Annotated in this window: 2 protein-coding genes and 1 pseudogene; all 3 read right to left on the reverse strand. The window is 59.4% G+C overall.

Translation table 11 applies throughout. The features are described from left to right. Positions 1 to 110 precede the first annotated feature (110 nt). Complete coding sequence (gene fusA / locus SMD27_RS14825; protein ID WP_320509193.1) at positions 111 to 2186, reverse strand: elongation factor G; 2076 nt, start codon at positions 2184 to 2186, stop codon at positions 111 to 113. 27 nt (positions 2187 to 2213) lie between these two features. After that, positions 2214 to 2684 (reverse strand): 30S ribosomal protein S7, encoded by a 471-nt coding sequence (rpsG, locus tag SMD27_RS14830; RefSeq protein WP_320509194.1) that lies wholly within the window; start codon positions 2682 to 2684, stop codon positions 2214 to 2216. 12 nt (positions 2685 to 2696) lie between these two features. Then, a pseudogene (gene rpsL, locus SMD27_RS14835) lies at positions 2697 to 2779 on the reverse strand (30S ribosomal protein S12); the annotation flags it as partial.

Genomic DNA, 2779 nt, shown 5'->3' on the forward strand with positions numbered 1-2779 from the left:
GTCTTACCATGGTCAACGTGGCCAATCGTCCCAACGTTGCAGTGCGGCTTGTTCCGCTCAAATTTCGCCTTCGCCATCTTGCAGCTCCCTTATCCTGGGTTCCCCGTTGGTTACGCCATCTTGGCGCGGACTTCGTCCGCAACCGCCTGGGGCACTTGTTCGTAGTGATCGAATGTCATGGTGTACTGGGCACGGCCCTGGGTCATCGACCGCAACGTGTTCACGTAGCCAAACATATTGGCCAGCGGCACCATGGCAGTGATGACGCGGGCATTGCCGCGGCTATCCATGCCCTGAACCTGGCCACGACGGCTGTTCAAGTCGCCGATGCAGTCACCCATGTAGTCTTCCGGCGTCACCACCTCGACCTTCATCATCGGCTCGAGCAGCTTCGGACCGGCCTTGGGCATACCTTCGCGATAGCAGGCGCGGGCTGCGATATCGAAGGTCAGCACGTTCGAGTCGACGTCGTGATAGGCACCGTCGATCAGCGTCGCCTTGAAATCGATCATCGGGAAGCCGGCGATGACGCCCTGCTCCTTGGCCGACTTCAGGCCCTTTTCGACGCCCGGCACGTATTCCTTCGGCACCGAACCACCGACCACCGCATTTTCGAAAACGAAACCCCCGCCCGCTTCCAGCGGCTCGAAGCGGATCTTGACGCGGGCGAACTGGCCCGAACCACCGGTCTGCTTCTTGTGAGTGTAATCGTGCTCGATTTTCTTCGTGATGGTCTCACGATAAGCTACCTGCGGCGCGCCGACATTGGCTTCGACCTTGAACTCACGCTTCATGCGATCGACGATGATTTCGAGATGGAGTTCGCCCATCCCTTTAATGATCGTCTGGCCGGATTCATGATCGGTTGACACGCGGAAGGAAGGATCTTCCTGCGCCAGGCGATTGAGCGCGAGGCCCATCTTTTCCTGATCGCTCTTGGTCTTCGGCTCCACCGCGACCTCGATGACCGGCTCGGGGAATTCCATGCGCTCAAGGACGATCGGATGGGTCGGATCGCAGAGCGTGTCACCGGTAGTGGTGCCCTTGAGGCCGGCGATCGCGACAATGTCGCCAGCGCGGGCTTCCTTAATGTCCTCGCGGCTATTCGCATGCATCTGCAGCATACGGCCAACACGTTCCTTGTCGCCCTTCACGGTGTTCAGCGTCTGGGTGCCGGTGTTCAATACGCCGGAATAGACACGAACGAAAGTCAGCGAACCGACAAAGGGGTCCGTCATAATCTTGAAAGCGAGACCCGAGAACGGTTCGTCGTCGGAGCTCTTACGGATCAATTCCTTCTCGCCATCGACTTCAACGCCCTTCACATCGGGCACGTCGAGGGGCGACGGAAGGAAATCGACCACGGCGTCCAGCATCCACTGCACGCCCTTGTTCTTGAAAGCGGAGCCGCACAGCACCGGGACGAAAGCGCCCGAGATGGTGCCCTTGCGAATCAACTTCTTCAGCGTATCGACATCCGGCTCCTTGCCTTCGAGATACGCTTCCATGGCGGCGTCATCCATTTCGACGGCCATTTCGACGATCCGGGCGTGATATTCCTCAGCCTTTTCCTTAAGGTCGGCCGGGATATCGCCGACGACGTATTCGGCGCCAAGGCTTTCGTCCTTCCAGACGACGCCCTTCATGGTGATCAGATCAACCAGACCAGCGAACTCGCTTTCGGCGCCGATCGGCAGATGGATCGGCATTGGCTTTGCGCCAAGGCGATCGACGATCATGTCGACGCAGCGATAGAAGTCGGCACCGATACGATCCATCTTGTTGACGAAGCAAATGCGCGGCACGCCGTACTTGTCGGCCTGACGCCACACCGTCTCGGACTGCGGCTCGACGCCGGCAACCGAGTCAAACACCGTCACCGCACCGTCGAGCACACGCAGCGAGCGCTCGACTTCAATCGTGAAGTCCACGTGGCCCGGGGTGTCGATGATGTTGATTCGGTAGTCCTTCCAGAAGCAGGTCGTCGCGGCCGAAGTGATGGTGATGCCGCGTTCCTGCTCCTGCTCCATCCAGTCCATGGTGGCAGTGCCTTCGTGCACTTCACCAATCTTGTAGGAGCGGCCGGTGTAATAAAGGATGCGCTCAGTAGTCGTGGTCTTACCGGCATCGATGTGGGCCATGATGCCGATATTGCGATAACGATCGAGCGGCGTGGTGCGAGCCATTTGGGATCCGTTCCTTCCTGCGCCCGATTACCAGCGATAGTGCGAGAAGGCCTTGTTGGCCTCTGCCATGCGGTGGGTATCTTCGCGCTTCTTGACCGAGGCGCCGCGGTTGTTGGCGGCATCGAGAAGCTCGGCCGACAGGCGGTCGGTCATGGTCTGCTCCGAACGGCCGCGCGCGGTTTGGATGATCCAGCGGATCGCCAGCGCCTGGGCGCGGTCCGGACGAACTTCGACCGGCACCTGGTAGGTGGCACCGCCGACGCGGCGCGACCGGACTTCCAGATGCGGCTTCACATTATCCAGCGCATCGTGGAACAACTTGATGGGATCGCCCTTGGACTTCTTCTCGACCTGGGAGAAGGCGCCATAGACGATACCTTCGGCGGCAGATTTCTTGCCGTCGTACATCAAGGAGTTAATGAACTTGGTGACGACAATGTCGTGGAACTTGGCGTCCGGAAGAACTTCGCGCTTTTCAGCTGCGTGACGACGAGACATCGGGAGATCTCCTTACTTCGGACGCTTCGCGCCGTATTTCGAACGGCGTTGCTTGCGGTCCTTCACACCCTGGGTATCCAAGGTGCCGCGAATGA

It is taken from the genome of Dongia soli (assembly GCF_034044715.1).
Classification (GTDB): Bacteria; Pseudomonadota; Alphaproteobacteria; order Dongiales; family Dongiaceae; genus Dongia_B; species Dongia_B soli.